Origin of the sequence: Pseudomonas sp. AN-1 (assembly GCF_034057115.1) — a bacterium.
Classification (GTDB): domain Bacteria; phylum Pseudomonadota; class Gammaproteobacteria; order Pseudomonadales; family Pseudomonadaceae; genus Geopseudomonas.
Genome location: NZ_CP139195.1, coordinates 610003 through 635889, shown reverse-complemented (window position 1 = coordinate 635889; position 25887 = coordinate 610003). Strand labels below are relative to the sequence as shown.

Sequence of the window (25887 nt, the reverse complement as noted above, 5' to 3'; positions counted from 1 at the left end):
CCACCGCTCAGGCGCTCATGTGGTATTGCGCCGTTCCCGGGCGGTCGGTTTCTGGGGCTACAGAGCAAGGAGAGACAGAATGAGTGAAAACAAACTGGTCGGCGGCTGCGCCTGCGGCGCAGTGCGCTACGAAACTGCGGCCGAGCCGGTCATAGTCGCCCACTGCCATTGCCGCGACTGCCAGCGCGCCAGCGGCGCCGCCATGTCCACGGTGTTCGCCGTGCCTCGCGCGACCTTTCGCCACGTGGGACTGACCAACACCTACGCCACTGCCGGCGACAGTGGCAATCCTGTGGTCCGCCACTTCTGCCCCGACTGCGGCTCGCCGCTGTTCTCGGACGTGAGCGTGCTGCCCGACCTGCAATTCGTCCGCGCCGCCAGCCTCGACGACCCGGCCGCCGTCAGCCCCACCATGCACATCTACTGCGACAGCGCCCAGCCGTGGGGCAGGCCGCTGGACGATCTGCCGCACTTTGCCAGGATGCCTGGCTAAGCAGTCCCGGCCGAGGTGCGCGTGAGCGCGCCTTGGGCCATCGACAGCTCGCTGGCCCCTTAATCCTTGCGAGCGCAGGGGTTCTGGGATTTCAGCGCTTTAATGGTAAAAATCCGTGCGCTCGCACGGATTAGGCATTGCCTTGCTGCATTCCACGTGAAATCCTTGCGATCACAAGGATTGGCCGCAGACCACCCCTGCGTTTGCCCGAAATCCTTGCGAACACAGGGATTCCATCATGCGCATCGAAATCGATTCCGCCGAAGACATCGGCCCCGTGGTGCGAGCCAGCCGCAAAGCCCACGCTATTCGCCAGGACGACGCCGCCGGCAGCATCGGTGTCAGCGAGTCCTTCATGGGCAAGGTCGAGAGCGGCGGCGAAAGCGTGCAATGGGGGAAGCTGTTCCAGGTGCTGGAGGGGCTGGGCGTCCGAGTGATCCTGGATGTCCCCGACGAAGTGGCAAGTCAGCTCGCGGCGGCGCAGCAACTGCACGCCCGCAAGCAGCGTGCCAGGGGCGCCCTCAAGGCGAAGACGGCCGGGCAGGCCGGGCCTGAGGGGGATCGCTGATGGAGCGCACGCTACTGGCCTGGATCGACCGCCAGCAGATCGGCACCCTGAGCGACCGCGACGGCATCTGGTCGTTCCGCTATGCGCCGGCCTGGCTGGAGGCATCGCGCAACTTCGCTCTGTGCCCCGGCCTGCCCCTGCAACCTGAAGAGCAGCAGGACGGCAGCACTCGACGGCTGGTGCAGTGGTACTTCGACAACCTGTTGCCCGAGGAAGGCCAGCGGGTGCTGCTGGCCAACGCCGCCAAGGTGGATGGCGCCGATGCGTTCGGTCTGCTCGGCCACTATGGGGCGGAATCCGCCGGCTCGCTGACCCTGCTCCCTCCGGGGAGCGAGCAGGGCGAGGGCGGCCTGCGGCCGCTGGGCGATGCCGACCTGAGCGCGCGCATCGCCGCCATGCCCAGCGTGCCGCTGGTCGAAGGCGCGCTTAAGCGCATGTCGCTGGCCGGCGCCCAGCACAAGCTGGCGGTGGTGCTGCAGGACGGTCAGCTGTACGAGCCGTCCGGGCGGACGCCTTCGACGCATATCCTCAAACCCGACCATCCGCATCTGTCCTATGCGCACTCGGTGATCAACGAGTGGTTCGTCATGAAGCTGGCCAGACGCCTCGGCCTTACGGTGCCAAGAGTGGAGCGCCGCTACGTGCCCCAGCCGGTGTACCTGATCGAGCGCTTCGACCGGCAGCAGGGCACCGACGGCTGGCGCCGCCTGCACAGCATCGACGCCTGCCAGGTGCTGGGGCTGAGCGCGGCCTACAAGTACCTCGAAGGCAGCGTGGGCCGGCTGGTGGAGCTGGCGGGCGCATGCCGCAGCGCGGCGGTGGCGCGCACGGCGCTGTTCCAGTGGCTGGTATTCAACGTGCTGGTGGGCAACACCGACGCGCACCTGAAGAACCTCAGCTTCCTGGTGTCCTCGACCGGCATCCAGCTGGCGCCGTTCTACGACCTGATCTGCACCGCCGTGTACGACACGCCGGCGTTCGGCCAAACCCGTTGGCCCGCAGCGACGACGCTGGCCTGGCCACTGGAGGGGCGTGCACGGATCGCCGAGATCGACCGCTGCTGCCTGATGGAGGCGGGGGAGGCCATGCGCATCAAGCCGGCCACGGTCGCGCGCCTGCTGGACAGCCTGAAGGACAAGATCGCCGGCGAGGCGCAGGCGCTCTATGCGCAGGTCGAGCGGGAGAATGCCGAGCTGATCGCCCAGCGCCCGGAGCTGGCGGCCACCTTTGCCGGCGAGCTGCGCTGCCTGCGGACCATCCTCCATGTGGTGATCGTCGAGCAGGTGGCGCGTCTGAAGTGACGCCGAACCGGCGCCATCGATGAACAGATCCGCAGACCAGCGGCAGCCTGCCGCCTTGCCTCCTTTCAGTCAAAAAGACCAATATAAAGACCTGAAAAGGAGTCCTGCCCATGCAAAGCGTACTGGCCGACAAGGCCGTCAGCGTATCCGAGCTGAAGAAGAACCCCTCCGCGGTGATCGGCGGCGCCGATGGTGGGCCGGTGGCGGTGCTCAACCACAACCGGGTGATGGGCTACCTGGTGCCGGCCGAGCTCTACGAGGCGATGATCGAGCGCCTGGAAGACCTTGAACTGGCCGAAATCGCCCGCGCCCGTGCCGGCGAGACGCCCGTGCCGGTGAGTCTGGATGACCTATAGCCTGGAGTTCCTGCCGTCCGAGCTGAAGGAGTGGGAGAAGCTGGGCCACACCGGGCGCGAGCAGTTGAAGAAGAAACTGCGCGAGCGCCTGGAACTGCCCAGGGTGCAGACCGACGCCCTGCGCGAGATGCCAAACCACTACAAGATCAAACTGCGCGCCTCGGGCTACCGGCTGGTGTACCGGGTGGAGGACGAGCGCGTGGTCGTGGTCGCCGTGGGCAAGTGCGAGCGCGGCGCGGCCTACGAGAAGGCGAGGGGACGGTAGTTGCTCAGGTGCCGCCCTGCGGCTGGCTTAAAGTGGGCCACCGATAGTCGGGCGCAGGATAAAAACCTTGCGAGCGCACGGATTCCGCCTTGCCTGCCGTATCAGCCACGCAACTGGCCGACAATCGACTCGAACATGCAGTCGGCCGCCGAGCGGCCATCGTGCAGCGGATTGCAGAACAGCGCCCAGGCATTGGCGTGGTTGGTGTCCACCGCCTCGTCGATATCCGGCTCGCCGGCGACATGCCACTTGCGCCCCAGTTGCGCCACCAGATCCGAAGCGTTCGACCGCCCCGGCTCGGCGCGCACGTTGATCCAGCAGTGGCTGCGCGGCGCCGGCCGGTGGTAGGGAATCCGCGAGCTCAGCCGCACCAGCAGTCCCGAACCCACCGGGTCCAGGGTCACCAGCATCTCCACCCGATAGCCCCATTCGCTGAGCCGCTGCGACAGATGCGCACCGCTCCAGGCGCCGAGGCTGTGGCCGACGATATAGATGGGCGTGCTCTTGTCATGCACCTCGGCCGCCAGCAGCCGGCCGATGGCCGACGCGCTCCATACCTCGTGATAACCCAGGTAGAGCGACTGGTAGCCGTCCGCGTGCCCGGCCTCCTCGATGCGCCGGTCGAACGGTTCCTGGGCGCAGCAGATGTTGCGGTAGGGGCCGGCGAGGTAATAGGGCTTCTTGTCGCCGGCGCCGCCGATAAAGAGGGCGAGGGTTTGGCGGCTCCTGGACGCTGAAGCCTTAGACGCCTTCATAGGAGAAGCAGAAGGCGGCAGCGCGGCGCGCTCAGTCATTGAAGTTTGATTTTTTTATTTCAAGCTCATTCATTGTCAATTAGTCTTCTGGAGAAGTTAGGGAAACGACTAAGATCAAAATCTTTATCCAGCTCTATGATTCTGTTTTTGATTTTTGGGTGGTCTATGCTGGCTCGGCCTCGGCCATAGTTTTGATCATTTCGTTCAATCTTCTCAAGTAGAAATATGAAAGATTCAATGTTGAATAATTGGAGTCTTGGTTCCAGGGCGGCAAGGAATCTAGTGTCTGCGCCATCGAAGCTACGGGCGCAGCAATAATAGGCACTTGCTAGTCTGCAGCAACTCTGCTGCCACTCCTCTGAGTCCTCAATGGAAAATAGGATATCCCACTGCTCTTCATTGAGGGTCGGATGGTCTTTTCCTTCAACCCACTCAAGGATGTCTTCGAAATGTTTGTTTAGGCTGTCTTTTACGAACCAGCCGACAGTTTTACCAACTTCGTTGGTGTCGATGCAGTGTTGAATCTTAAGCTTTGCGTCATCGGATAAATGGTTGTAAAGAGACGGATTTCTTGATAGATAATAGGCTAGATATACTAAAGCCATGCCGCCTGCTGCGATGTTGCTATAGTAATCTTGCTCCCGCTTGATCAAGTTCTCTAATCGACCTGCGTGCCTCGATCCAATCACTTCTAGAGCGTTAAAGTTGACTTTTCTGTTGGTATTGCAATCTTCATTTTCTAGCTTAAAGATAAATCTCCAGAGGGAGCGATATATTGATAGTTCCATCTCTGGCTTGAGGCGCTTGAGATATCTGCTCTCGATATACTGTTTTACTTTCTCCCTTGTGTTTAATGCGTCTTTGCTTTCCGATAGATCGCCAAGAAACTCATTGAGTATTTTCTGAGTGTAGAATGGGGGTTTTATTAGCAACCCTTCAAGAGTGTTTCTTATTAGTGCTCTTGTGGTTTCTTTGTTTGGGGAATGTAGTTCTCTTTCTTGGTTTAAGATGGGGTGTGCAGAGAGGTGTCTTTGTTTTTGAAGGTATCTCAGGTTTTCATATTCAGGAGAGTCAAGTAGGTTTGTCTTGCTAAAAGCATCATCAACTAATTTGACCTCCCAAGCGGGGGATTTTGGGTCGGATGTCTGGAGTGCGGTGATTTCGGAAATTATTTCTTTTGCGGGGCCGTCATCGTATAGGTCAATTAGGTGCTGAAGTTTGTATATTATGTCGCATATGGCTACCGACCAAAGCATAACCACGGCGGAGCGATAATTTTTGTTTTGATAGGATGACAACACTTCTTCGAAGTATTCTTTTGTTTTGGTAAAGTGTATGTTTTCTGCGATATTTTCTAATGAATATTCTGACATGTTTGTCGGGCTCATCAAGATTTACGTTTTTCTTCGTGGTAGATTTTATATGGTGTTGGACGTTTCGATTGCTGTGAAAAACTTTGATTCTTGCATGGGCATCTGTCGTAGTCGTTTTAAGTATTAATCTTGAGGCTCTTTAGATACCCAAAATCTATAGCCTCCTACCAATCATCATTCCCTTTAGCTGGCTGCGAAGGGTACCGACTGCCCGTTGGGGATTAGGCGCTGGCGCCCCTTGAAGAGCAGCTCGCGGGTGATCCCGATCTGACCTCGTGCTACCGAAAGATGTTTTTGTTGTCGTTATGCCATCCTCCTCGGTTGCCGCATCCAGCGGCCTTTTTCAGGCACAGGATCCAACTTGTCAAAGAGATCGACACGGTTTTGCAGGGGGGCATGGCGGACTTCTCCTTGTCTCAACGATGTCGGCACCAATCTGGTGTCGGTTGCAGAAGCCCGATTTTGAGCGGTTGAGAGCTGTTTTGGCCAGAGGTTGATACACCCGCATCGATACCTTGAAGGTATCTATTATGAAGAAACAAAGTATTAGCCGGTATCGCCACCCCTCCTTATGCTCACTCCCAAGGCCGAGCCCCCTCCGACCACCACCCCGGTCGCCCAGGCTGGCCACCCCCAGAACAACAACGCGGAGTGACCATGCGCAAGATTGAGAACTTCATCGCCGGCGAGTACGTCGCCGCTGCCAGCGGCAAGCGTTTCGACAAGCGTTCGCCGCTCGATAACCGCGTGATCGCTTCGATCAGCGAAGCCGGCCGTCCCGAGGTGGATGCGGCGGTCAAAGCCGCGCGTGGCGCGCTCAACGGCGAGTGGGGCGGGCTGACCACCGACCAGCGCGTCGAGCTGCTGTACGGCGTGGCCAACGAGATCACCCGCCGCTTCGACGACTTCGTCGAGGCCGAGATGGCCGACACCGGCCAGCCCGCGCACGTGATGAAGCATGTGTTCATTCCGCGCGGCGCGGCCAACTTCAAGGTGTTCGCCGACGTGATCAAGAACGTGCCCAGCGAATCCTTCCAGATGGCCACCCCGGACGGTCGCGGCGCGCTCAACTATTCGATGCGCGTGCCCAAGGGCGTGATCGGGGTGATCTGCCCGTGGAACGCACCGTTCATGCTGATGACCTGGAAGGTCGGCCCGGCGCTGGCCTGCGGCAACACCGTGATCGTCAAGCCGTCCGAGGAGTCGCCGCAGACCGCCGCGCTGCTCGGTGAGGTGATGAACGCCGTGGGCATCCCCAAGGGCGTGTACAACGTGGTGCACGGCTTCGGTCCGGATTCGGCCGGCGAGTTCCTCACCCAGCATCCGGGCGTCAACGCCATCACCTTCACCGGCGAGACCCGTACCGGCGCGGCGATAATGAAAGCGGCCTCGGAAGGCATGCGCGACGTGTCCTTCGAGCTGGGCGGCAAGAACGCCGGCATCGTGTTCGCCGACGCGGACTTCGACGCGGCGGTGGAGGGCATCTTCCGCTCCGCCTTCCTCAATTCCGGGCAGGTGTGCCTGGGCACCGAGCGCGTGTACGTCGAGCGGCCGATCTTCGAGCGCTTCGTGCAGGCGCTGAAGGTCAAGGCCGAGGCGGTGAAGTTCGGCCGCCCGGACGATCACAACGCCAACTATGGCCCGCTGATCAGCCAGGAGCACCGCGACAAGGTGCTGTCCTACTACCGCAAGGCGGTGGAAGAGGGCGCCACCGTGGTCACCGGCGGCGGCGTGCCGGAGATGCCGGGCGAGCTGGCCGAGGGTTCCTGGGTGCAGCCGACCATCTGGACCGGCCTCGCCGACGACGCGGCGGTGGTGCGCGAGGAAATCTTCGGCCCGTGCTGCCACATCCGTCCGTTCGACAGCGAGAACGAGGTAGTGGCGCTGGCCAACGACAACGTCTACGGCCTGTCCACCACCATCTGGACCAACGACCTGGCCCGCGCCCACCGCATGGCGGCGCGCGTCGAGGTGGGCATCACCTGGATCAACAGCTGGTTCCTGCGCGACCTGCGCACCCCGTTCGGCGGCTCCAAGCAGTCCGGCATCGGCCGCGAGGGTGGTGTGCACTCGCTGGAGTTCTACACCGAGACGCGCAACGTCTGCGTGAAGCTGTAAGTCGCGCTGCGGGCCTGTAGGGGCGAATTCATTCGCCAAGAGATCGCGTTAAGGCGAATGAATTCGCCCCTACGAGAGCCGGCCCGGACATTCGATTGCCTTCGCCCCCACGGGACACAGACATGGACAACAACAAGATCGAGCAATACGGCGACGAGCTGTACGAAGCCTTCGTCGCCCGCCGTGCGGTGCCGCCGCTGCTGAGCCGCGAGCCGGACATCACCATCGAGGACGCCTACCGCATCCAGCAGCGCTTCGTCGCGCGCCGCCTCGAGGCCGGCGAGACGGTGGTCGGCAAGAAGATCGGCGCCACCAGCAAGCCGGTGCAGGATTTTCTCGGCGTATACCAGCCGGACTTCGGCATCCTCACCTCGGGCATGGTCTACCAGGAGGGCGACACCATCGACCTCGGCGGCCTGATCCAGCCCAAGGCCGAGGCGGAGCTGGCCTTCGTGCTCAAGCACGACCTCAAGGGGCCGGGCATCACCGCGATGGACGTGATCCGCGCCACCGACTACGTGCTGCCGTGCTTCGAGATCGTCGATTCGCGCATCACCAACTGGCAGATCAAGATCCAGGACACCGTGGCCGACAACGCCTCCTGCGGCGTGTACGTGCTGGGCAAGACCAAGGGCGACCCGCGCAAGCTGGACCTGACCCTGGCCGGCATGGTGCTGGAAAAGAACGGCGAGATCTTCTCCACCGGCGTCGGCGCCGCGGTGCAGGGCTCGCCGGCCAACGCGGTGGCCTGGCTGGCCAACACCCTCGGCGAGCTGGGCATCCCCTTCAAGGCCGGCGAGGTGATCCTCTCCGGTTCGCAGTCGGCGCTGGTACCGGTGGTCGATGGCGACGAGCTGGTGTGCACGGTCGGCGGCCTCGGTAGCTGCCGGGTGAAGTTTTCCGGGAGGAGCGCAGCATGAGCAACAACATCACCCTGTCCCGCGAGGACATCGTGCGCCTGTGCGAGCGCGTCGAAGGCGCGCAGACCCGCGCCTACGCGATCCCCAAGCTCACCGACGAATACCCGGACATGACCATCGCCGACGGCTACGCCGTGCAGAGCGAGCTGCGCCGCCGCTTCATCGCCAAGGGCCACAAGCTGGTCGGCTGGAAGGCCGGTCTGACCTCCAAGGCGAAGATGCAGCAGATGGGCGTCAGCGTGCCCTCCATCGGCTTCCTCACCGACCGCATGGCGCGCCCGGAGAACTCGGCGATCTCCACCGGCGACCTGGTGCACCCGCGCGTCGAGTGCGAGGTGGCCTTCGTGATGAAGGAAACCCTGCAGGGCCCAGGCTGCACCGCGCAAGACGTGCTGGCCGCCACCGACTACGTGCTGCCGGCAGTGGAGATCATCGATTCGCGCTTCTCCGGCTTCAAGTTCGACCTGGCCAGCGTGATCGCCGACAACGGCTCCTCGGCGCGCTTCGTCGGCGGCGGTCGTCCGCGCTACGTCGAGGACCTCGACCTGCGCACCCTCGGCGTGGTGATGGAGAAGAACGGCGAGATCGTCGGCATGGGCGCCAGCGCTGCGGTGCTCGGTCACCCGGCCGAGGCGGTGGCGATGCTGGTGAACATCCTCGCCGAGCTGGGCGAGAACCTGCCGGCCGGCAGCTTCGTGATGAGCGGCGGGATCACCGAGGCCGTGCCGGTCAAGCCGGGCGACAGCGTGGTCGCGCGCTTCCAGGAGCTGGGCTCCGTGTCGATGCGCTTCATCGAATAACAACAATAGGAATACAGCCATGCCCATCATCGAAATGCACATGATCGAAGGCCGCACCGTCGAGCAGAAGCAGCGCGTCGCCGCTGCCGTTACCGCCGCGGTCGCCGACAGCCTGGATTGCAGCCCGGAAACCGTGCGCATCCTGATCACCGAACACCGCGAGTACGAGTTCTACGTCGCCGGCCTGAGCAAGCCGCAGCGCGCCGCGCTGCAGGAGCAGGGACAATGAAGAAGATCCGCTGTGCGCTGATCGGCTCGGGCAACATCGGCACCGACCTGATCTACAAGATCCAGCGCAGCGAAGTGCTGGAGCCGGTATGGATGGTCGGCATCGACCCCGAGTCCGAAGGCCTGGCGCGCGCCCGCGACATGGGTCTGAAGACCACCAGCGACGGCGTCGACGGCCTGCTGCCCCACGTGCTGGAGGACAACATCCAGATCGCCTTCGACGCCACCAGCGCCTACGTGCACGCCGAGAACAGCCGCAAGCTCAACGAGCTGGGCGTGCTGATGATCGACCTGACCCCGGCGGCCATCGGCCCGCTGTGCGTGCCGCCGGTGAACCTGCGTCAGCACGCCGAGAAGCTGGAGATGAACGTCAACATGATCTCCTGCGCCGGCCAGGCGACTATCCCGGTGGTCCACGCGGTGTCGCGCATCCAGAGCGTCGGCTACGCCGAGATCGTCGCCAGCCTGGCGTCCAAGTCGATCGGCCCGGGCACCCGCGCCAACCTCGACGAGTTCACCTACACCACTTCCAACGCCATCGAGAAGGTTGGCGGCGCGCGCAAGGGCAAGGCCCTGGCGATCATCAACCCGGCCGAGCCGCCGATGATCATGCGCAACACCATCTCCTGCCTGACCGACGACGAGCCGGACCAGGAGCGCATCACCGCCTCGATCCTCGAAATGATCGGCGAGGTACAGAAGTACGTGCCGGGCTACCGGCTGGTCAACGGCCCGCTGTTCGATGGCAACAAGGTGGCGGTGTTCATGGAAGTGGCCGGCCTCGGCGACTACCTGCCGACCTACGCCGGCAACCTCGACATCATGACCGCGGCGGCCACCCGTACCGCTGAGATGTTCGCCGAGGAGATCCTTGCCGGAACGATCCAGCTGCCAACCCCGGAGGTTGCGTGATGAGCCAGTCCAACAGTCTCAAAGGCCGCAAGGTCATCCTCCACGACATGTGCCTGCGCGACGGCATGCACGCCAAGCGCGAGCAGATCAGCATCGAGCAGATGGTCAAGGTCGCCACCGCCCTGGACGCCTCCGGCGTGCCCTACATCCAGGTCACCCACGGCGCGGGCCTGGGCGGCAACTCGCTGCAGCACGGCTTCGCCCCGCACAGCAACGAGGAGTACATCAGCGCGGTCGCCGCGCAGATGAAGCAGGCCAAGGTCTCGGTGCTGCTGATTCCGGGCCTGGGCACCATGAAGGAACTGCAGTCGGCCTACGACTGCGGCGCGCGCAGCGTGCACGTCGCCACCCACTGCACCGAGGCGGACACCTCGCCACAGCACATCGCCTTCGCCCGCAAGCTGGGCATGGATACCAGCGGCTTCCTGATGATGGCCCACCTCAACGATGCCGAAGGCATCGCCAGGCAGGGCAAGCTGATGGAGTCCTACGGCGCGCAGACCGTGTACGTCACCGACTCGGCCGGCTACATGCTGCCCGAGGACGTCAAGGCGCGCATCGGCGCCCTGCGCGAGGTGCTCAACCCGGAAACCGAGATCGGCTTCCACGGCCACCACAACCTGGGCATGGGCATCGCCAACTCCATCGCCGCCATCGAGACCGGCGCCAGCCGCATCGACGGTTCGGCTGCGGGCCTCGGCGCCGGCGCCGGCAACACTCCGCTGGAGGTGTTCGCCGCGGTGTGCGAGCGCATGGGCATCGACACCGGCGTCGACCTGTTCAAGCTGATGGACGTGGCCGAGGACATCATCGTGCCGATGATGGAGCACGTGGTGCGCGTCGACCGCGAGTCGCTGACCCTCGGCTACGCCGGCGTCTACTCGACCTTCCTGCTGCACTCCAAGCGCGCCTCCGAGCGCTTCGGCGTGCCGGCGCGCGACATCCTGGTCGAGCTGGGCCGCAAGAAGATGATCGGCGGCCAGGAGGACATGATCCTCGACACCGCGATGACCATGGCCAAGGAGCGCGGGCTGCTGAAGAGCGCCTGATGCCGACGCCGGACGGGGCAACCTGTCCGGCGTTGCTGTTTATGGAGGTGACCATGAGTGCGAGCAACGAACTGGCCGTGGTGGTCGGCGCCACCGGCGCCTTCGGTCAAGCGATAGTCGCCAAGCTGTGTGCCAGCGGGCTGGACGTGGTGGCGGTGGCGCGCAGCGCCGTGAGCATCGACGCGCTGGCCAGCCGCCATCCCGGCGTGATTGCCTGCGTGGCCGACATTGCCAGCGACGAGTCCATCGCCCAGATCGCCGCCGCGGTCGACCGCCCGGTGCGCATGATCGTGCACGGGCCGGGCGTGGCGGTGGCCGGCGGCGTGCTGGATGCGCCAACCAGCGCACTGGTCGATGCGGTGAACATCAAGGTCGGCGGCCTGCTGCGCCTGGTGCGCGCGGTGGACGCGCGGCTGGTCAAGGGCTCGCGGCTGGTCGCCATCGGCGGCCACTACGGCTTCGAGCCGACCGCCTACGCGGCGGCGGCCGGGGTGGCCAACGCCGCGCTGGCCAACGCCAGCCGCCAGCTCAGCCTGGCCTATGGCCCGCGCGGCATCACCGCGCACCTGATCGCCCCCGGCCCGGCCGACACCGAGCGCCTGCACCGCGTCGCCGCCGACCGCGCCGCGCTGCGTGGCATCGATCCGGCGGCGGTGCTGGCGGAGATGTGCGCCGAGTCGTCGCTCGGCGCGCTGACCACCCCGCAGCAGGTCGCCTGGGCGGTGTCCCTGCTGCTGGCGCCGGAAGCCGATGCGATGACCGGCTCGACCCTGATGCTGGATTCCGGGCGGCGTCGGGGGCTGCCGTAGGGTGCGCCATGCGCACCGAGGGTACGCGGAGGCTTGCGGTGTGTGCGGCGCGCCCTACGCTGGAGCTGGACCGCTTGCGCAAATAACAACAATGTAGGGTGCGCCATGCGCACCGATGGTATGCGTGGGCTTGCGGTGCGCGCGGCGCACCCTACGCGAGCCCCGACTGACCGCGCCAATAACAACAATGGAGATGCGCCATGCCTGTCGTGAACTTCCATCTGCTGGCGGGGCATAGCTCCGCGGAGCAGGACGAACGCCTGCTGGTCGAGGCTTCGCGCCTCTACAGCGAAGTGCTCAAGGCACCCATGGAGCGGGTGCGGGCGTTCATCACCACCTATCCCGCCAGCCAGTTCGCTGTCGCCGGTGCGCCGTGCAGCAGCAACGGCCTGCACGCACCGTTCTTCGAATTCATCGTCCTCGACGGCCGTGCGCTGGAGGATCGCCAGCGCCTGCACCGGGGTTTCACCGAGCTGCTGGTGGAGGTGCTCGGCGTGCGCCGCGAGCTGGTGCGCGGCCGCTGCCAGCGGGTGGCGCCGGAGGACTGGTCCATCGGCGGCGCGCCGGCCAGCGTGCTGCGCGCCGAGGAAGTGGCGGCACGCGCCGCAGCCGGGGAGGGCGTCGCATGAAACACGAGATCCATATCGAGGATACCGGCGAGCGCTACGCCTGCGACGAGCAGGAAACCGTGCTCAACGGTATGGCCAGGCTCGGCCGCAAGGGTATTCCGGTCGGCTGCCGCGGCGGCGGCTGCGGGGTGTGCAAGGTGCAGGTCACCAGCGGCGACTACCGCACCACCCGCACCATGAGCCGCGGGCATGTCAGCCTCGACGAGCAGGAGCACGGCACCGTGCTGGCCTGCTGCATCCAGGCGCAGAGCGACCTGAGCCTGAAAGTGGTGGGCAAGCTGCACAAGGCGGTGTGCAAGGGCTCGATGCCGCTGGCGCCGACCAAAGCGCCGGGAAATCACCTGACCCTGTAGGGGCGAATTCATTCGTCTTTTCGGGGTACTTTGGCGAATGAATTCGCCACCGCATGATTGCCCTCGGACCGATTCGCCAACAGGAGAGAAGCGCGCATGAAGGTACTGATCGTCCACGCCCACAACGAGCCGCGCTCGTTCAATAGCGCGCTGAAGGACTGCGCCGTCGAGCAGTTGAGCGCCGCCGGCCACGAGGTGCAGGTCTCCGACCTCCATGCGATGGACTGGAACCCGGTGGCCAGCGCCGCTGACTTCGGCTCGCGGGCCAACCCGGACTACCTGGTCTACGCCCTGGAGCAGCGCCACAACTACGAGGCCGGCACCCTGGCGCCGGACATCGCCGCCGAGATCGCCAAGGTGCAGTGGTGCGACCTGCTGATCCTCAACTTCCCGCTGTACTGGTTCTCCACGCCGGCGATCCTCAAGGGCTGGATCGACCGGGTGATGATTTCCGGGGTGTTCTACGGCGGCAAGCGCATCTACGACCGCGGCGGCATGTGCGGCAAGCGTGCCCTGGTGACGCTGACCCTCGGCGGGCGCGAACACATGTTCGGCGCCGGGGCCATCCACGGCGAGATCCATACCCTGCTGCGCCCGCTGTTGCAGGGCAGCCTGGCCTACTGCGGCTTCGCGGTGCTGCCGCCGTTCATCGGCTACCACGTGCCCTACGTCAGCACCGAGGCGCGGGGGCAGATCCTCGCCGACTACCGGCAGCACCTCGCTACACTCGACAACCTCGAAGCGCTGCGCTTCCCCAGCCTCGCCGACTATGACGAGCGGCTGCTGCCGCTGGCGCGCTGAAGCCGTTCACTCACCCACAATTACAGGAGTTCATTGATGATCATCGACCTTTCCGGCAAGACCGCCATCGTCACCGGCTCCACCGGCGGCATCGGTCTGGCCATCGCCAGGGGGCTGGCCGACGCCGGTGCGAGCGTGGTGGTCTGTGGCCGCGAGGCGGGCCGGGTCGACGCCGCCCTGGCCCGCCTGCGCGACACCCGCGCCGGCAAGCTGGCCCGTGGCGTGGTGGCCGATGTCGGCACAGCCGAAGGCTGCCGGGCGCTGATCGCCGCCGAGCCGCAGGCCGATATCCTGGTCAACAACCTCGGCGTCTACGGAGTCAAGGCGTTCAGCGACATCAGCGATGCCGACTGGGAGGAGATCTTCCAGATCAACGTGATGAGCGGCGTGCGTCTGTCGCGCCATTACGCCCGCGGCATGCAGGAGCGCGGCTGGGGGCGCATCCAGTTCATCTCCAGCGAGTCGGCGCTGAACATCCCCGCCGAGATGGTCCACTACGGGGTCAGCAAGGCGGCGCTGCAGGGCGTGTCGCGCGGCCTGGCCAAGGTGCTGGCCGGCAGCGGGGTGACCGTCAACAGCATCCTGCCCGGGCCGACCCGCACCGAGGGGGTGACCACCTTCTTCACGCAGATGGCCAGGGAGCGCGGCGTGTCCCTGGAGGAGATGGAGGCGCTGTTCCTCAAGGAGAACCGTCCCTCGACGCTGATCCGCCGCTTCGCCAGTCCCGAGGAGGTGGCCAGCCTGTGCGTCTACGCCGCCTCGCCGCAGGCCAGCGCCACCACCGGCGCCGCGCTGCGGGTCGATGGCGGGATAGTCGAGAGCATCGCCTGATCAGGGGTGCTTACGAAGACCGAGTGGCCGCAGGCGGGGCTGTCCGGCCGGCTTGACCGGCGAAAGCGCCGGGCCTCAGCCTGTCATTAGGTCGACAGGCTGAGGCCGCTGGTGGCGCTGTGCCGGGCCGGCTCCAGGCGGAACCACAGCGCATACAGCGCCGGCACGAACAGCAAGGTGATCGCCGTGCCGACCGCCACGCCGCCGATCAGCACGTAGGCCAGTGGTCCCCAGAAGCTGTCCTGGGTGAGAGGGATGAAGGCCAGGGCGGCGGCCAGTGCGGTGAGCAGCACCGGTCGGGCGCGCTGCACCGCCGCTTCCACCACGCCCTCGAACGCCGGCATGCCGGCAGCGAAGTTGTCGGCCACCTGCTGGGTGAGGATCAGCGTGTTGCGCATCAGGATGCCGGCCAGGCCGGTCAGGCCGAGCAGGGCGACGAAGCCGAACGGCTGGTCGAACAGCAGCAGGGCAAGCACCGCGCCGATCAGCCCCAGCGGGGCGGTGGCCAGCACGATGAAGGTGCCGGAGAAGGAACGCATCTGCAGCATGATCAGGATCAGCATGAAGGCCACCATCGCCGGCTGCAGCTTCTGGATCGAGGCGTCCGCCTTGCCCGATTCCTCCACCGCGCCGGCGATGCCGATGCGGTAGCCCTCCGGCAGTTCACTGCGGACCTCGGCCAGCGCCCGCCACAGGGTGGCGGTGACGTCGTTGGGCTGGGCACCCTGCACGTCGCCCTGCACGGTCAGCACGGCTTCGCGGTTGTAGCGCTTGATCAGCGGGTCCTCGAAGCGCACCTCGACCCGGCCGAGCTGGTTGAACGGCAGCTTGCGGCCGTCACCGCCCAGCACTTCCAGGCTGGAGAGGCTGTCGGCGTCGAGCCTCCGGCCGTCGCTGCTGCCGCGGGCGATCACCTCGACGCTGCGGACATCCTGGCGCAGCTGGGTGACCGCCACGCCGTCGAGCTGGAACTGCAGCTGACGGGCCACCTCCTGCTGGGTCAGGCCGAGCAGGCGCAGGCGCTCCACGTCCATGACCAGGTGCAGTACCGGGGCGCGCTCGTCCCATTCCAGGTGCGGCTCGACCACGTGCGGATCGGCCGCCATCACCGTGCGTACCCGGTGGGCGATGTCGCGCAGGACCAGCGGATCGGGGCCGAACACCCGGAAGGCGACCGGCCAGATCACCGGCGGGCCGTAGAGCAGCTTGTAGACCCGCACCCGCGCCTCGGGGAACTCACCCTGCGCGATGTGCCGTTGCAGGGTGGCCATGACCTTGTCGCGCGCCGCGGGATCCTGCGCCACGGCGATGAGCTTGGCGAAGGCAGGCGAGGGCGGCTCCGGGTTGGCGCCGAGGAAGAAGCGCGGCGCGCCGGCACCGACGTAGGCGGACAGGCTGCGCACCTCCGGCAGCGGGGAGAGGATCGCCTCGAGCTTTCGCACCGTGGCATCCGTGGCGCCGATGCTGCTGCCCTGCGGCAGGTACACGGCGACCAGAACCTCCGGGCGGTCCGAGCCGGGGAAGAACTGCTTCTCCACCAGCAGGGCCATGCCAGCTACCGACAGCACCAGCAGTGCCACGGTCGCGGCAACCACGCTCTTGCGCCAGGTCACGCACCAGCCGATCAGGTCGCGCAGGCGCCGGTACAGCGGGGTGTCGTAGAGGCCGGCGTGGCCGTGCTCGGTCCCGCTGGCGCGGGCCGGCAGCAGCTTCACGCCCAGGTAGGGGGCGAACACCACAGCGACCAGCCAGGACGCCAGCAGCGCGATGGCCAGCACCCAGAAGATGTTTCCGGCGTACTCGCCGACGCCGGAGCGGGCGAAGCCGATGGGGAAGAAGCCGGCCACCGTCACCAGGGTGCCATACAGCATTGGCGCGGCGGTGACCGTCCAGGCATGGGCCGCGGCACGGACACGGTCCCAGCCCTGTTCCATCTTCACCAGCATCATCTCCACGGCGATGATCGCGTCGTCGACCAGCAGACCCAGGGCGATGATCAGGGCTCCCAGGGTCACGCGGTCGAGGTTGATGTCCATCAGCATCATCACCAGGAAGGTCAGGCCAAGGGTCAGTGGAACGGCGATGCCGACGATCAGGCCGGCGCGCAGGCCGATGGCCAGCACGCTGACCGCGACCACCACGGCAACCGCCACCAGGAACTTGATCTGGAACAGGCTGACAGCCTGGTCGATGGCCTCCGCCTGGTTGGTGAGCACCTCGAGCGACATGCCCAGCGGCAGTCGCTGGCGCTCGGCCTCGAGGAAGGCGGCCAGCCGCTCGCCCAGGTCCAGGCCGTTTTCGCCCTTGTTCATGATCACTCCGAGCAGCAGCGCATCCTGTCCGCGCGAGCGCACCAGGTAGCTGGGCGGGTCCTCGTAGCCGCGGCGGATGTCGGCGATGTCGGCGAGTCTGAGCACGCGGTCGCCGACCCGTACCGGCACGCCGGCCAACTGTTCGGGGTCGGAGAGGTCGGCATCCAGGCGCAGGTGCAGGCGCGGGCCGTCGGTTTCCATGCGCCCGGCCGGCAGCAGGCGGTTGCTGGCGTCGATGGCGGCGAAGATCGCCTGCGGATCGACGCCTAGGTTGCTCAGCCGGGCATTGTCGAACTCGACGTAGAGGCGCTCGGTGCGTTCGCCCAGCAGCAAGGCCTTGTGCACGCCGGGAACGCGTTGCAGGCGGTCGCGGATCGCCTCGGCATCGCGGGTCAGTTCGTGCATCGGCAGGCCCGGGGCGGTCAGGGCGATCAGGGTGAAATAGACGTCGCCGAAATCGTCCTGAACGATGGGGCCGATCACCCCGCGCGGCAGGCTGGCCGCCTCGTCCTGCATGCGTTTGCGCACTTCGTAGATCAGCTTGGGGACCTGGTCCTGCGGGATGTAATCCTGGAACTCGACCTGCAGGGTGGCCTGCCCGGGACGGATGGTGGTCTCGATCCGATAGAGGTTTTCCACTTCCTGGATGCGCTTCTCCAGGCGGTCGACCACCTGGGTCTGCATGTCCTCGGGAGTGGCGCCCGGCCACATGGCGGTGACCAGCATGGCCCGCACGGTAAAGGCAGGATCCTCGGCGCGGCCGAGACTGAGGAAGGCCTGGACGCCGGCCAGGGCTGCCAGGACCAGCAGGAACAGGGTCAGCGCGCGCTCGCGCACGGCGAGCGCGGACAGGTTGGGGAAGCTCATCGGGCCAGCTCCCGCACCGCCATGTCCTCGCTGAGCAGGTGGGTACCGAGGGCGACCAGACGTTCGCCGACCGCCAGCGGGCCGCGGATCCGCGCGGTTTCGCCACTGACCTCCAGCACGCTGACCGCGACCGCCTTCACGCGGCCGTCGAGCAGACGCCAGACCTGGGCGCCCTGGCCGCGCTCGTCGATGGCACCGATGGGCACCGAGAAGGCGCCACCGGCGGCATCCGCGGCGAAGCGGGTACGCAGCACCGCGCCGAGCTGTAGGCCCTGCGCACCTTCCAGCACCGTGTAGCGGGCGCGCAGGGTACGCCCCTGGGCATCGACGGCGCCGGCGGTTTCGCGCAGGTGCAGCGGCAGCAACGAGCCGTCCGCGGCGACCAGTTTGCCATTTGGCCGCGGGGGCACGCCTTCGGGAAAGAACACCTCGATTTCGCGTTCGCCGGCCTGGGCGAGCAGGGCGACCGGCTCCCCGGCGGCGACCACCTGGCCGGCTTCGCCGGTCACGTCGATCAGCACCCCAGCCGCCGGCGCCTGCAGGCGGCCGTAGTCGAGGGCATTGCGGGCCTGGGCCAGCCGCGCCGCGGCCGCATCGCGGCGGGTGCTGGCTTCGTGGCGGGCGAGTTCGGCGCGCTCTAAGGCCTGCGCACTGACGAAGCTCCTCGCCTGCAGTTGGCGATGGCGGGCGAGGTCGGCCTCGGCGGTGGCGAGCGCCGCGCTGGCCGCCGCCTGGTCGGCCGCCGCCGCGCGGACCTGTTGCTCGAGGTCGCGGACGTCCAGCTCGAAAAGCGTCTGTCCGGCGCGTACCGCCTCGCCGGCGTCGCTCAGGCGCCGGGTGATGCGCCCGCTGACCTGGAACGCCAGCGGCGACTCGACTCGCGCACGCACCGTGCCGGACAAGCCGAGCGTGGTCGCGGTGTCGTCGCTTACCGCTACGGTCCTGACCGGCGGCGGGGCGGTCGTCGCTGGCGACTCCGGTACCTCCTTGCAGGCGGCGAGAAATGGCAGGCATAGAGCGAACAACAGCGACGAAACACGCATGACCGGTGGCTTCCCTGACTTACTGTACGGTAATGTACAGTAATGTTTTTGACACAGCCAACAGCCGGAGCGCGTTCCCAGCCATGTCAGCAAAAGCCGGACGTCCCGTCGATCAGCAGAAGGATCGCGACATTCTCGAAGCCGCGCGGGAACTGGCATTCGAGGGAGGACCGAAGGCCCTCACCATGGACCGGGTGGCCAGCCTCGCCGGCGTCTCCAAGGCGACGCTGTATGCCCGCTATGCCAATCGCTACGACCTGCTGCGGGCGGTGGTGAGCAGCGAGGCGTTCGCCATCAACCAGACCCTCGACCGTACTCCCGCGAATCGCGAGGAGCTGTGCAAGGATCTGGCGGGCTTGATCGAGGCGCTGTCCGCCTTCATCGCCAGCGAGCGGCACCAGCGCCTGATCCAGGCCTTGGGAACGATCCCACAGGATGCGCAAGACCTGGGCGAGGTGTACCGCAATGGTCCAGCCAACACCCAGCGCCTGCTTGCCGAGTATCTGGAGGCAGCGGCACACAGCGGGCTGATCGAATGTCCCGAGCCGCTGGCGAGTGCCGAAATGCTGCTGGGCATGGTGATGGGGCTTGACCTGCTGCGTGGTCAGTACCGGGTGCCGCTCGAGCGGGGCAGCGAGGAGGACTGCCGGCAGCATGCTCGCCGGGTGCTGGCGGCCTTCCTGGCGAGCCATGTCTGAAGACGCCGCAGGGGAGCAAGGAGTGGGCTGATCGTATCGAAGGCCGGCCCCGGGGTGGGCCAGCCTTCAGCAACCGCGCCTCAGTCGTGGTGCACCCCGGCGCGCTTGAGCAGCTGCTTGCAGCGCTCGGAGAGGTGCAGCACGCGCAGGTGCTTGCCGGCCTTGGCGTAGCGCTCGCGCAGGGTCTTCAGCGCGGCGATGGCCGAGTAGTCGACGAAGCTCAGGTGGCGGCAGTCGAGGGTCACCTGGGCCGGGTCGCCGGCCACATCGAACTGGTTGAGGAACGGCGTGGTCGAGGCGAAGAACAGCGTGCCGTGCACCCGGTACAGCTTGCTGCCGTCGGCCTGCAGATCGCTGTCGGCGTACAGCTCGCGGGCCTGCTGCCAGGCGAAGTTCAGCGCGGCGATGACGATCCCGCACAGCACGGCGGTGGCCAGGTCGGTGAACACGGTGATCATCGTCACCGCGACTATCACCAGCGCATCGTTGAGCGGCACCTTGCCGAGCACCCGTAGCGAGGCCCAGGCGAAGGTCTGCTGGGCCACCACGAACATCACGCCGACCAGCGCAGCCAGCGGGATGCGCTCGATCAGCGGCGAGAGGAACAGCACGAACAGCAGGATCATCACCCCGGCGACCACCCCGGACAGCCGGCCGCGACCGCCGGAGCTGAGGTTGATCATGGTCTGGCCGATCATCGCGCAGCCGCCCATGCCGCCGAACAGGCCGGAGGCGATGTTGGCTGCGCCGAGGGCCGTGCACTCGCGGTCCGGATAGCCGCGGCTCTCGGTGATCTCGTCGGTGAGGTTGAGGGTCAGCAGGGTTTCCAGCAGGCCGACCAGCGCCATCAGCACCGCGTAGGGGGCGATGATGGCCAGGGTTTCCAGGTTCCAGGGGATGTCCGGCAGGGCGAAGGCGGGCAGGCCGCCGGCGATGTTGGCCATGTCGCCGAGGGTGTGGGTCGGCAGGTCGAGCAGGTAGACCGCCGCACCGACGCCGAGGATCGCCACCAGCGCCGGCGGCACCGCGCGGGTCAGGCGCGGCAGCAGGTAGACGATGGCCATGGTCAGCGCCACCAGTCCCAGCATCAGGTACAGCGCCGTGCCGCTCAGCCAGGCCTCGCCGTCCCTGAAGTGCTCCTGCTGGGACAGGGCGATGACGATGGCCAGGCCGTTGACGAAGCCGAGCATCACCGGGTGCGGCACCATGCGGATCAGCTTGCCGAGGCGCAGCAGGCCGAAGGCGACCATGATCAAGCCGCCGAGCAGCACGGTGGCCAGCAGGTACTGGGCCCCGTGCTGTACCACCAGCGCGACGATGACCACGGCCATCGAGCCGGCGGCGCCGGAGACCATGCCCGGCCGGCCGCCGAACAGCGCGGTGAGGGTGCAGATGATGAAGGCGCCGTACAGGCCCATCAGCGGATTGAGCTGGGCGACCAGGGCGAAGGCGATGCACTCGGGCACCAGCGCGAAGGAGGTGGTGAGTCCGGCCAGGACATCGGCGCGCAGACGTGTGGGTTTCATGGCGATCCTGAGGTGGAGGCCGGCGCAGCCGGCTGCAGGGATTGGCGAAAAAGGGGCGGGGATGTTACGGAACCACAGGCCGCCTGGCCAGCCGACCACAGGCAGCGGGGCAGGTCCGGGGCCGGACTATGCTTCTCGGGTCAGCAACTGGCCGCCCAGCCACCCACGGGAGCGCTCGCCACCATGCCAAGATGCCTTTCTTTCTGCCTCGCCAGCGGGCTGGCCATCGCCAGTGCCTGCGCACTCGCCGAGACGGTCACCCCGCTGCAGGGCCAGTCGCCGGAAACCATGCAGCAGGACATCAGCGCCTGCCAGGCCCAGGCCGGCAGCGCCAGCACCAGCAGCCCGCAGACCGGCGGTCGGGCACGGGGTGCCGTCGCCGGAGCCGCGGCCGGCGCCGCCGCGGCGGGAGTACGCGGCCGCCAGCACGAGGAGGTGTATGACCGCCTCGATGAGGACGTCCAGCAGGAATACCGGCAGAACCAGGCCAGGGAAGCCGCAGCGGCCGGCGTGGTGGTGGGCGGCTCGCGCCAGCGCCAGGACCGGCGCCAGGATCGCCGCAATGCCGAGCAGAATACCTCGTCGGCCTACACCAGCTGCATGCAGCAGCGCGGCTACCAGGTCACGCCCTGAGCAGGGAAGGGTGCCTCCGCGGGTTCAGGCGCCGAACCTGGTCGCTACTCCTTGATCCGCAGATGCTTCACCGAATGTGCCCGCTGTTCATCCAGCGAGTTGTAGTAGGTGTTCTGCGTGGTGCTCAGGCTGTTGTGACGCAGGTCGGCCTGCAGGTCCTTCATGTCCCGGTGGGGGGCGTCGAAGGTGGCAGAGGTATGCCGCAGCCAGTGCAGCGAGGCCGAGCGCAGGTGGTCGACCTCGTCGTTGCTCCAGCCTTCCTCGACCATCCGCTCCAGCGCGCGGTCGAAGACCTGCTGCAGCAGCAGGCGCAGGTGACGGTCGGAAAGGCCAGCGCGCCCCTTGAGCGTGGAGAGCAGGGGATGCGTCTCGTGGGGCGAGGGCAGGGCAGGCAGGCCCAGGTGCCGGCGGTAGCGGGTCAGGTAGGTCTGGATATAGTCGTCGCGCACGCTGATCTTCGCCGCCTTGTTGCCTTTGCCGACCACGTGGAACCACCAGTTGCCGGTGGTATCGCGGCGGAAATCGCCCATGGTCGGCTCCCAGTTGTCGCGCCCGACCAGGTCGGATACCCGCAGGTACATGGCGAACAGCGTGGCCAGGATGAACAGCGTGCGTTCGTGGACCTCGTCCTCGTCGGCCATTTTCTCGGCGGTCTCGATGACGTAGCTCCATTGCAACTGGGTGAGCGAGCGTCCCGAGACATCCAGGGTGTTGCGCTGCTTGTAGACCGATTTCTGCTTGACAGCCCGGAACGGGTTGACCTCGGTCAGTCCCTCGTCGGTGGCGTGCTGGAAGAAGCTGCCGCACACGGCGAAGACCTGGGCCACCGAGCCCTGGGACATCCGGTAGGGTCGGCTGTCGCTGCCCGGCGCGGCGGATCCGTCCAGCGAGCGGTTGCGCTTGGGCACGGTGATGCTGAACGGGCGCCAGTCCTCGTTGACCACATAGCTGTCGGACTCGAGCTTCTTGCGGCCGCCGATGCGCACGAAGCGGGAGCGGACCATCGGCCCGATCCAGTCCCTGGGCGGCCGCAGGCAGAACTCCATGAAGGCCTCGGCATCCCGGCGACGCAACTCGAGCAGCGGCTTGCGGGCGACCAGCAGCGCCCAGAGCAAGAGCCGCTCGACATGGGTGCGGTAGGAATTGAAAGTGGGCTCGTTGCCGGCGTAGGACTTGAGAAAGCCGCGGACCGCGAGATAGCCGTCGATGGCCTGCAGCTCGGCAGGAAAGCTGGCGAGGTATTCGCGGACGACCGGGAGTTCCTCGCTGATCTGCAGGAAGTTCAGCTCAAGGAAACGGCTGTAGGTTTCGAACAGGGGCAACGGCGTCGTAGGCATGGCGAGCTTTCCGGTGTCTGAAGGATCTGGTTGAATCGGCAAGGGCGCGCGAAGTGACCTTGCCGGGCGCTGAAACGCATTATATGCAATTTCCGGGTCTGGTCGTTATCGGATATTGTATATCCTTGAAACGCACCCTTCCGCCCGACCCGGCGACCCGCCACCTGCCGTGCTGGGTCAGTCGCTGACGATTCCAGTCCGCCGTCGATGCCGCCGACCAGACGGAACACGTCTGCTGCGCGTTCGCGGCACTCTCGGTGGCACAGCATTGAACGGCCAGCCCGCCGCGCTTTGAGTTAACATGGTCGGCACAATATCGTCCGCGAGAGTCCGCAGCATGACTGATCGGAAGCATGTCCGCCTGATCAAGAAATACGCCAACCGTCGTCTTTACGATACGCAGACCAGCACGCACATAACGCTGCAGGATATACGTCAGCTGGTCATCCAGGAGGAACCTTTCCAGGTGGTCGACGCCAAGACCGGCGAAGACCTGACCCGCAGCATCCTGCTGCAGATCATCCAGGAAGCGGAAAGCGGCGGCGAGCCGATCTTCTCCAGCGAGATGCTCAAGGGGATCATCCGCTTCTACGGCCCGTTCCAGGGCATGCTCGGCAACTATCTGGAGAAAAGCATCCAGGCGGTGATCGACGTGCAGGCCAAGACCGGCCAGCAGTCCTCCCAGGCCTGGAGCGACTTCATGCGCAGCCAGCTGCCGGTCATGCAGGATCTGATGGGCCAGTACGTCGAGCAATCCAAGCAGCTGTACCTGAGCACGCAGAACCTGTTCGGCATGTTCCCGGGTTTCCCGGGTACCGCCAGCCGCAGCGACAAGGATGGCAAGAAGGACAAGGATGGCGACGCCAGCTGAGCCGCCGTGCTGAGCCGCCGTGAGGCATCCCGCACCACCATTGTGCAAAGGCCCGCTATCTGCGGGCCTTTGCACATCTGATCGTTGGGAGTTACAGAGTGCCGCCTGAGCCACGACCTCGGTCATCGGCATGACAGGAAAGGCGGAGCAAGACGATCCATGGCCGCCCTGCTCCGCCTCCGGCTCGGCGAGCCCTCTCTCCCCGGACAGCCTTACTTGCGAGCGCCGCCGGCAGCCTTGGTGGCTTCGCGAGCAGCCTGGCCAGCAGCCGAAGTGGCGGCGGCGATGCCGTTCTCGGCGATTTCGGCGGCCTGCTTGGCAGTCTTCTGCGCGCTTTCGATCACGTTGCCGGCAGTCTCGACGGCGGACTTGAGCACGGCCACGGCAGACTCGGAGCCGGCTGGCGCGTTCTTTGCAATTTCGTCTACCAGTTCCTGCACCTGCTGCGCGTTGCGGGCAGCCTGACGTTCGCCGAGCTTGGCGATGTCGGCCTGGGTGCTGGAGATCAGGTCGTACACCTGGCGGTTGAACTCCATCATGCGCTCGGCCTGGTTGGCCGGATGGGCCAGGGAACCGATGACCGCAGTGAAGCTCTGCGGATCACGAACGGCAAGCAGTTTGCTTGCGTTCTCGAAGGTTTCCTCGCTGACCGAACGCAGGGTGGCGATCTGCAGATGGCCGAGCTGTTCGAGGCCCTTGAGGAACTTGGTGTTCATTTGCTGCAGCAGCTCGAGGTTGGATTTCTGGGCAGCCTGCAGTTTTTCAGAATCGAAGAAGGACATGGATGAAGTCTCCCGAGGATGAGAATGGCTGAAAACCTGTGCCGGCGAGTGCCACTGCTGCACGCGACCTGCAATTTCATTCTTGGCGATCGGCATGCATTGCGCAAGCACTTTTTGTGCGCTGCACAAAAAATTTTCGAACTGTCACACCTCCAGCCGAAGGAGCGTACCGCCCGAAAAATCAAGCACAGGCAGCTACACATGACACAGATCAATGACGTCCACATGTCACATCCGTGTCGATTGGACGAAAAGCCACAGCAATCATTGTGCAAAGCAGCAGGAGGCCCAGCCAGACGCCCGCGAGAGCCACGGAAATTCTCGTCAAGAAAACGCAATCTTTCGCTAGCAAGGTAGGTACATCGGGCAGGCACAGAACAGGCCCGTCTGCCGGACAGTCGACCGGGGCCCGCGGGGCCCGACCTCCGGCATGTGTTGTTCCGCTTCACCATCATTTATCGAATGGAGTGACTGCAACATGACCAACAACAACAAGCGCATTGCACTGGTAACTGGCGGCATGGGTGGCATCGGCACGGCGATCAGCCGGCGCCTGCACCGCGACGGCTTCATCGTCGTGGTCGGCTGCAGCGCCCAGTCCACCCGCAAGGACGCCTGGCTGGAGCAGCAGCGTCAGGAAGGCTTCGAGTTCCACAGCATGGCCTGCGACATCACCGACTGGGACGACGTCGCCCGTGCCTTCGCCGAAGTCCGCGCGGAAATCGGCCAGATCGACGTGCTGGTGAACAACGCCGGCATCACCCGCGACACCACCTTCAGGAAGATGACCCCGCAGGACTGGAGCGCGGTCATCTCCACCAACCTCAACGGCCTGTTCAACACCACCAAGCAGGTCATCGACCCGATGCTCGAGCGTGGCTGGGGTCGCATCATCAACATCTCCTCGGTCAACGGCCAGCGCGGCCAGTTCGGCCAGACCAACTACTCGGCGGCCAAGGCCGGCATCCACGGCTTCAGCATGGCGCTGGCCCGCGAAGTGGCCAGCAAGGGCATCACCGTCAACACCATCTCCCCCGGCTACATCCGCACCGAGATGACCGCGGCGATCCGCGAGGACGTCCTGGAGAAGATCATTTCCGGCATCCCGGTGGGCCGCATGGGCCAGCCGGAGGAAATCGCCTCCATGGTGTCCTGGCTGGCCTCCGAGGAAGGCGCCTATGCCACCGGCGCCGACTTCTCGGTCAACGGCGGCCTGAACATGGCCTGAGTCGGCCCGGCCGACCCTTTGCGCCTGCC

26 protein-coding genes and 1 pseudogene are annotated in these 25887 nt (G+C 65.7%); 20 read left to right on the top strand and 7 right to left on the bottom strand.

Annotated elements, in window-relative coordinates:
* Positions 1-79 precede the first annotated feature (79 nt).
* From SK095_RS02860 to SK095_RS02840, 5 genes are all read left to right on the top strand, one after another.
* Entirely contained in the window at positions 80-493 is a 414-nt protein-coding gene (locus SK095_RS02860) for a GFA family protein (RefSeq protein ID WP_320547778.1), read from the top strand.
* Between the two features lie 238 nt (positions 494-731).
* Complete coding sequence (locus tag SK095_RS02855; RefSeq protein WP_320547777.1) at positions 732-1061, top strand: transcriptional regulator; 330 nt, start codon at positions 732-734, stop codon at positions 1059-1061.
* Positions 1061-2362 carry a HipA domain-containing protein gene (locus tag SK095_RS02850; protein ID WP_320547776.1) on the top strand — a complete coding sequence of 434 codons (1302 nt, stop codon included), beginning with the start codon at positions 1061-1063 and terminating at the stop codon, positions 2360-2362. The genes SK095_RS02855 and SK095_RS02850 overlap by 1 nt, the downstream gene beginning before the upstream one ends.
* A 110-nt stretch (positions 2363-2472) precedes the next feature.
* Complete coding sequence (locus SK095_RS02845) at positions 2473-2718, top strand: type II toxin-antitoxin system prevent-host-death family antitoxin (RefSeq protein WP_320547775.1); 246 nt, start codon at positions 2473-2475, stop codon at positions 2716-2718.
* Positions 2708-2983 (top strand): type II toxin-antitoxin system RelE/ParE family toxin, encoded by a 276-nt coding sequence (locus SK095_RS02840; protein ID WP_320547774.1) that lies wholly within the window; start codon positions 2708-2710, stop codon positions 2981-2983. The genes SK095_RS02845 and SK095_RS02840 overlap by 11 nt, the downstream gene beginning before the upstream one ends.
* 101 nt (positions 2984-3084) lie before the next feature.
* Here SK095_RS02840 and SK095_RS02835 read toward each other — a convergent pair whose 3' ends face one another.
* Positions 3085-3777 carry an alpha/beta hydrolase gene (locus SK095_RS02835; protein WP_320547773.1) on the bottom strand — a complete coding sequence of 231 codons (693 nt, stop codon included), beginning with the start codon at positions 3775-3777 and terminating at the stop codon, positions 3085-3087.
* A gap of 26 nt (positions 3778-3803) precedes the next feature.
* Positions 3804-5126, bottom strand: coding sequence for a hypothetical protein (locus SK095_RS02830; RefSeq protein WP_320547772.1), 1323 nt, complete (start codon positions 5124-5126; stop codon positions 3804-3806).
* A gap of 642 nt (positions 5127-5768) precedes the next feature.
* Here SK095_RS02830 and SK095_RS02825 point away from each other — a divergent pair.
* The 11 genes and pseudogenes from SK095_RS02825 (at position 5769) to SK095_RS02775 (ending at position 14561) form a co-directional block, all read left to right on the top strand.
* Positions 5769-7229, top strand: coding sequence for a 2-hydroxymuconic semialdehyde dehydrogenase (locus tag SK095_RS02825; RefSeq protein ID WP_320547771.1), 1461 nt, complete (start codon positions 5769-5771; stop codon positions 7227-7229).
* Positions 7230-7351: 122 nt separating this feature from the next.
* Complete coding sequence (gene dmpE, locus SK095_RS02820) at positions 7352-8149, top strand: 2-oxopent-4-enoate hydratase (RefSeq protein ID WP_320547770.1); 798 nt, start codon at positions 7352-7354, stop codon at positions 8147-8149.
* The gene (gene dmpH / locus SK095_RS02815) at positions 8146-8949 is read left to right on the top strand and encodes a 2-oxo-3-hexenedioate decarboxylase (protein ID WP_320547769.1); all 804 of its coding nucleotides are present in this window, start codon (positions 8146-8148) and stop codon (positions 8947-8949) included. The genes dmpE and dmpH overlap by 4 nt, the downstream gene beginning before the upstream one ends.
* Before the next feature lie 13 nt (positions 8950-8962).
* A pseudogene (locus tag SK095_RS02810) lies at positions 8963-9178 on the top strand (tautomerase family protein); the annotation flags it as partial.
* A complete protein-coding gene (locus tag SK095_RS02805) occupies positions 9175-10089 on the top strand; it encodes an acetaldehyde dehydrogenase (acetylating) (RefSeq protein ID WP_320547768.1) in 915 nt (304 codons plus the stop codon). The pseudogene SK095_RS02810 and the gene SK095_RS02805, both read left to right, overlap by 4 nt.
* Positions 10086-11138 (top strand): 4-hydroxy-2-oxovalerate aldolase, encoded by a 1053-nt coding sequence (dmpG, locus tag SK095_RS02800; RefSeq protein ID WP_320547767.1) that lies wholly within the window; start codon positions 10086-10088, stop codon positions 11136-11138. The genes SK095_RS02805 and dmpG overlap by 4 nt, the downstream gene beginning before the upstream one ends.
* Before the next feature lie 53 nt (positions 11139-11191).
* Positions 11192-11947, top strand: coding sequence for an SDR family NAD(P)-dependent oxidoreductase (locus tag SK095_RS02795; protein ID WP_320547766.1), 756 nt, complete (start codon positions 11192-11194; stop codon positions 11945-11947).
* Between the two features lie 200 nt (positions 11948-12147).
* Entirely contained in the window at positions 12148-12576 is a 429-nt protein-coding gene (locus SK095_RS02790) for a tautomerase family protein (RefSeq protein ID WP_201486960.1), read from the top strand.
* The gene (locus tag SK095_RS02785) at positions 12573-12929 is read left to right on the top strand and encodes a 2Fe-2S iron-sulfur cluster binding domain-containing protein (RefSeq protein WP_201486961.1); all 357 of its coding nucleotides are present in this window, start codon (positions 12573-12575) and stop codon (positions 12927-12929) included. Before SK095_RS02790 ends, SK095_RS02785 begins: the two co-directional genes overlap by 4 nt.
* Before the next feature lie 96 nt (positions 12930-13025).
* Positions 13026-13730, top strand: coding sequence for an NAD(P)H-dependent oxidoreductase (locus SK095_RS02780; RefSeq protein WP_201486962.1), 705 nt, complete (start codon positions 13026-13028; stop codon positions 13728-13730).
* A gap of 36 nt (positions 13731-13766) precedes the next feature.
* Positions 13767-14561, top strand: a complete 795-nt coding sequence (locus SK095_RS02775; protein ID WP_320547765.1) for an SDR family NAD(P)-dependent oxidoreductase — start codon at positions 13767-13769, stop codon at positions 14559-14561.
* Positions 14562-14647: 86 nt separating this feature from the next.
* Here the strand turns inward: SK095_RS02775 and SK095_RS02770 are convergent, their stop codons facing one another.
* Together SK095_RS02770 and SK095_RS02765 are read right to left on the bottom strand one after the other, a co-directional pair.
* Complete coding sequence (locus tag SK095_RS02770; protein WP_320547764.1) at positions 14648-17740, bottom strand: efflux RND transporter permease subunit; 3093 nt, start codon at positions 17738-17740, stop codon at positions 14648-14650.
* The gene (locus SK095_RS02765; RefSeq protein ID WP_320547763.1) at positions 17737-18783 is read right to left on the bottom strand and encodes an efflux RND transporter periplasmic adaptor subunit; all 1047 of its coding nucleotides are present in this window, start codon (positions 18781-18783) and stop codon (positions 17737-17739) included. Before SK095_RS02765 ends, SK095_RS02770 begins: the two co-directional genes overlap by 4 nt.
* An 83-nt stretch (positions 18784-18866) precedes the next feature.
* Between SK095_RS02765 and SK095_RS02760 the strand changes: the two genes are divergently transcribed.
* The gene (locus SK095_RS02760) at positions 18867-19481 is read left to right on the top strand and encodes a TetR/AcrR family transcriptional regulator (protein WP_201486966.1); all 615 of its coding nucleotides are present in this window, start codon (positions 18867-18869) and stop codon (positions 19479-19481) included.
* 80 nt (positions 19482-19561) lie between these two features.
* Here SK095_RS02760 and SK095_RS02755 read toward each other — a convergent pair whose 3' ends face one another.
* Positions 19562-21007, bottom strand: a complete 1446-nt coding sequence (locus tag SK095_RS02755; protein WP_201486967.1) for a SulP family inorganic anion transporter — start codon at positions 21005-21007, stop codon at positions 19562-19564.
* Positions 21008-21190: 183 nt separating this feature from the next.
* Here SK095_RS02755 and SK095_RS02750 point away from each other — a divergent pair, with 183 nt between their 5' ends.
* Entirely contained in the window at positions 21191-21640 is a 450-nt protein-coding gene (locus SK095_RS02750) for a YMGG-like glycine zipper-containing protein (RefSeq protein WP_201486968.1), read from the top strand.
* A 44-nt stretch (positions 21641-21684) separates the two neighbouring features.
* Here SK095_RS02750 and SK095_RS02745 read toward each other — a convergent pair whose 3' ends face one another.
* A complete protein-coding gene (locus tag SK095_RS02745; RefSeq protein ID WP_201486969.1) occupies positions 21685-22977 on the bottom strand; it encodes a tyrosine-type recombinase/integrase in 1293 nt (430 codons plus the stop codon).
* 337 nt (positions 22978-23314) lie between these two features.
* Here SK095_RS02745 and phaR point away from each other — a divergent pair, with 337 nt between their 5' ends.
* Complete coding sequence (gene phaR / locus SK095_RS02740) at positions 23315-23848, top strand: polyhydroxyalkanoate synthesis repressor PhaR (protein ID WP_136488385.1); 534 nt, start codon at positions 23315-23317, stop codon at positions 23846-23848.
* 212 nt (positions 23849-24060) lie between these two features.
* On the opposite strand, the gene phaP is transcribed toward phaR, so the two are convergent.
* Positions 24061-24726, bottom strand: a complete 666-nt coding sequence (gene phaP, locus SK095_RS02735; protein WP_305956027.1) for a TIGR01841 family phasin — start codon at positions 24724-24726, stop codon at positions 24061-24063.
* A 382-nt stretch (positions 24727-25108) separates the two neighbouring features.
* On the opposite strand from phaP, the gene SK095_RS02730 reads away from it, so the two are divergent.
* Positions 25109-25858, top strand: coding sequence for a beta-ketoacyl-ACP reductase (locus SK095_RS02730; protein WP_136488384.1), 750 nt, complete (start codon positions 25109-25111; stop codon positions 25856-25858).
* Positions 25859-25887 lie beyond the last annotated feature (29 nt).